Source organism: Hyphomonas sp. UBA3601 (assembly GCF_002375605.1).
Lineage (GTDB): Bacteria > Pseudomonadota > Alphaproteobacteria > Caulobacterales > Hyphomonadaceae > Hyphomonas.
The window spans coordinates 49,495-52,164 of sequence record NZ_DFME01000085.1; the positions used below are offsets into that span (position 1 = coordinate 49,495).

Consider the following 2,670-nt stretch of genomic DNA (forward strand, 5'->3'; position numbering starts at 1 on the left):
TGGTGGAAACGATTGGCCGCCAGGCAATACCTCGCTGCCCAGCCTGAGCCCGCTGAAGCTGAGGACTGCCTGTTCCTGAATGTCCGAACGGCAAATCGCGGCAAGCCTCGGCTACAGCCGGTAATGGTATGGATTCACGGCGGCTCTCATCAGGCTGGGGCGGGTTCGGCGTCATATTACCAGGCAAATGGCCTTGTGGATAAAGGCGTCGTTCTGGTCACAATCAACTACCGGCTCGGACCATTCGGCTACATGGCGCACCCTGCCCTGACCGAAGAAGCCGGAACATCCGGCAATTACGGCCTGTTGGACCAAGTTGCAGCACTCCGCTGGGTTCAAATGAATATTGCGCGCTTCGGCGGCAATCCAAACAATGTCACCATATTTGGCGAAAGCGCAGGCGCGCAATCTGTCAGTGAGCTGATGGCAACGCCTCTTGCTGACGGCCTGTATGACAAGGCCATCTTGCAGAGTGGCGTCAGCAGTTACAATGCGCTTCACCTGTCCCACTCGCCATTGCCCAATGTGCAAAGCTCCGAAGAAGTCGGTGTCGAGTTCCTTTCATCGCTGGCCGATGGCACCGCTACCGCAGACCGGCTTCGCGCCATCCCGTCGGGGGCGATCATCGACCGTGTTCTGTTGAGGCAGGATTTGGTCAAGTACTTCTTGCCGACAGTGGATGGTAACGTCCTGCCCGTGCCAATCGGCGAAGCTATTCGGGACGGTGGCGCCAATCGGGTTCCAGTCCTTGCAGGCTATAATGCTGATGAAGGCACTCTATTTTACAGTCAGCGCAAATCGCCGACAGCCCTGCTGCCGAACATCTCTGGTTCCATCACACAACGCGAAGCGATGCTGGAAGGCGTGTTTGGTGTGAACTCATCGAAAGCGCTACAAGCCCTCTATGGCATGACATCCTTGGAAACGTGGGATCGGGGCGCCGAAAAAATGCTGGGCGATGACTTGTTCGGCGTCCATACGCGTTTTCTGGCCAAAGCCAATGTCGCTGCTGGCCAGCCAACTTGGCTCTACCAATTCAGCCGGACGCCGCCAGGAAAGTCTCAAACGCTCGGTGCATATCACGGGGCCGAGATCGCGTTTGTCTTCGATAGCCACAACGGCTTCCTTCCGGCAGCTGATGACGATGAAATCCTGACTGACAGAATGATTTCGTACTGGACCAATTTTGCCAAGACAGGTGACCCCAATGGCAAAGACCTGCCTGAGTGGCCAGCTTATGATCCGGACGCCGATATCTGGCTGGAATTGGACCATGAGATCAAACGCATCAGCGGCCTTCGCGCGCGCAAACTCGACATACTGGAAGACAATCTCAATTTGCGGATCGACGCCATCAAGCGATCAAAAACACCGTTTGAGCTGATCGAGAATACGGCACTTCTATCGACAGCCGCCGGGCTAGGCGGTGAGGAGCGTTTCGCAAATAGCGACTAGGCCCGCCTGGTCGACAGCGTCAAAAGCATTCAGTTCTGTCGAGTCGACATCCAGTACGGCAGCGAGATCGCCATTTGCGTCGAACACCGGAACGACAACTTCAGAATTGCTCGCTGAGTCGCATGCGATGTGCCCGGGAAATTCATGAACATCCGGAACAATGATCGGCGCGCGCGTCGCCGCCACATGCCCGCAGACCCCTTTGCCAAAGGGGATGCGCAGACAACCAAGCGTGCCCTGATACGGCCCAACAACCAGTTCGGACTCCTTCAGAGGGTCAACCATGTAGAATCCCGTCCAGAAAAAGCGGGGTGAAAAGGCCTGTGACAGGATACAGGACGCTGTCGCATAACGCGCAGTGATCGATGTTTCTCCCGCAACAACGCTATCAATTTCCGCCTTCAATTCCTTGTAGCGTTCTGCCCTGTCCATATTCTGCCTCATCTGTGCCTTGAGCGGGCTATATCGGCTGGATGCAGGCACTTCGCAATAGGGCGTTGAAGCTGACACCAACCTCTGAAATAGTCGGAGCAGTCAAGGCGGTGGACGGGGCCGCTGCCATGAGGGAGACAGTCATTGAGCCTGACGGGACGCCTAAGCGCCGCCTTGCTGATCGCAGCCTGTCTCACCGTCCCTGCGGGGGCGCAGACAGGCGACGACTATGACGACCTCACCTTGGACGCCCCAATCGAGATTCCCGACTCGAATGATTGGGGCGAGGTCACCCACCATCCCGAAACAGACCTTGAAACACTTGAACAGGCGCATCGGGACTATCTTAGAAAATCGACCCTCCAGCTCGAACGACCGGAAGCCGATCCTGTCGAGTTCGATCCGCCCTCTCCTCCGCCTAACTGGCTACGAGGATTGTTTGAGTTCCTTAGTCATTTGGGCCCGCTTCTAACGCTCATTTTCTATGTAGCTATCGCCGCCTTGATTTTGGGCGTGTTGTACTTCCTTTTCGGAGAGGCGCTGCGTATCCGGTTTGGCAAAGATGGCAGCAAAGCCGACAAAGTCGGCGACGATGTCATCCCGGACTTCCGCCCGGCAGAATCCGTCGCCCGCTCCCTACTGGAAGAGGCCGATGCGCTTGCCCGCGCAGGAAAATTCGCGGAGGCCGTGCACTTACTCTTGTTCCGGTCAATCGAGGACATTCAGACGCGCATCGAGATCGGCGTGCCTCGCTCACTCACGGCACGTGAGATCGGCAAGCTT

3 protein-coding genes are annotated in these 2,670 nt (G+C 56.7%); 2 read left to right on the plus strand and 1 reads right to left on the minus strand.

Annotation, left to right across the window (positions count from 1 at the left end; genetic code table 11):
- On the plus strand, positions 1-1,455 hold a 1,455-nt coding region (locus tag B4F73_RS08740; RefSeq protein WP_290483031.1), incomplete at its 5' end, for a carboxylesterase/lipase family protein.
- On the opposite strand, the gene B4F73_RS08745 is transcribed toward B4F73_RS08740, so the two are convergent.
- Complete coding sequence (locus B4F73_RS08745) at positions 1,420-1,887, minus strand: GAF domain-containing protein (protein WP_206990733.1); 468 nt, start codon at positions 1,885-1,887, stop codon at positions 1,420-1,422. The two genes, B4F73_RS08740 and B4F73_RS08745, sit on opposite strands and share 36 nt — an antisense overlap.
- A gap of 144 nt (positions 1,888-2,031) precedes the next feature.
- Here B4F73_RS08745 and B4F73_RS08750 point away from each other — a divergent pair.
- The coding region (locus B4F73_RS08750; RefSeq protein ID WP_290483032.1) for a hypothetical protein at positions 2,032-2,670 on the plus strand (639 nt) is incomplete at its 3' end.